This is a genomic window from Mesorhizobium sp. M7A.F.Ca.US.005.03.2.1, assembly GCF_003997795.1.
Classification (GTDB): Bacteria; Pseudomonadota; Alphaproteobacteria; order Rhizobiales; family Rhizobiaceae; genus Mesorhizobium; species Mesorhizobium ciceri.
This window is the reverse complement of sequence record NZ_RZRP01001278.1, coordinates 1-1,178: the sequence shown is the minus strand read 5'-3', so window position 1 is coordinate 1,178 and position 1,178 is coordinate 1. Positions and strand designations below refer to the sequence as shown.

The window sequence follows — 1,178 nt, the reverse complement described above, 5'->3', positions numbered from 1 at the left end:
GTGACGCAGCTTGCAAGGGAGGCCGGGGCCTATGTCATCGGCAGCGGACGCGCCGCCGACCGCCAGAAGGCGCTCGACTTCGGCGCGAATGAGTTCGTCGATCTCGACAACGACAAACTGGAGGAGGTTGGCGGCGTCGACCTGGTGTTCGACGTCATCGGCGGCGATATCCAGAAGCGGTCCGCGGCCCTGATCCGGGCCGGAGGAACGCTTGTGACAGTCGTTGGACCGACGGATATTCGACCTGCAGATGGCCTGGCGATTGACTTCGTCGTCGAGGCTGATCGCGGCCAGCTTTGGGAGATCGTTCAGCGGATCCGGGACGGACGACTGCGGACGAATATCGGCAAGGTCTCCAGCCTTGAAGATGCCGTCGCCACCTTCAATTCGACCGAGCGGCGTGCGGGAAAGACGGTCATCCGCGTTCGTCCGTAACAACTTGGGGAGGGACGGCGGTTCCTCTCTCCTCGTCTGCGCGTTTCACCAGGCTGCACGCTGAGGCGGAACCCAAGTGGAGGGAAATTTCACTTGGTCCCAAAGGTTTTGACTTACGAGGCAGCATGACCAGCCAATAAGATACCAACACAATATTGCTGTGGGGTGGCTCGGTTTCCGAACAGCCGGCTTGAGATCCGTCGGCGGAGACGGGTGGGCAGGCATTCATGCAGGGCCGGTGTACCGTGCCCGGCCGCTGCCCTGAAACGACGGTCCAAGACGTGGCACAGGTCCATAGCGAAAGCGTATAGAGCGCATTTGAAAAATGTATTACCGCCAACGTGCTGATTGCCCGATAGTCCTCCCCGGGTTCCGGTGAACTCAGCGTGCCCACGGCTCAACGCCCGGCACTAAGGGAGGAAAAATTGACGACATTCGCAACCATGTTGCGATCGCTTGCGGTTGTCGCAACGATCGCTAGCGTCACCCCTGCATTTGCCGGTGGCGTGGATGAGCTGCCCAAGAACATCCAGGACGAGCTCTACAACAAAGACATGATGGACCCGATGCAGCCGCTCGCGGAAAGCGCTTACCGCGACTGGAAACCGAAGAAGGGTCCCCCGTGGACGATCGGCTACGCCAGCTCCTATGCTGGTAACACGTGGCGCGCCGACGTCATGAAGCGGCTCCAGGAAGAGATCATTCCGAAATGGAAGAAGCTCGGACTGGTCAAGGACGTGATC

1 protein-coding gene and 1 pseudogene are annotated in these 1,178 nt (G+C 60.1%); both read left to right on the top strand.

The window, feature by feature from the left end:
* A partial coding sequence (locus tag EN991_RS37000) for a zinc-binding dehydrogenase (protein WP_164769698.1) occupies positions 1-435 on the top strand: 435 nt, incomplete at its 5' end.
* A gap of 425 nt (positions 436-860) precedes the next feature.
* Positions 861-1,178: pseudogene (locus EN991_RS36995) on the top strand (sugar ABC transporter substrate-binding protein); the annotation flags it as partial.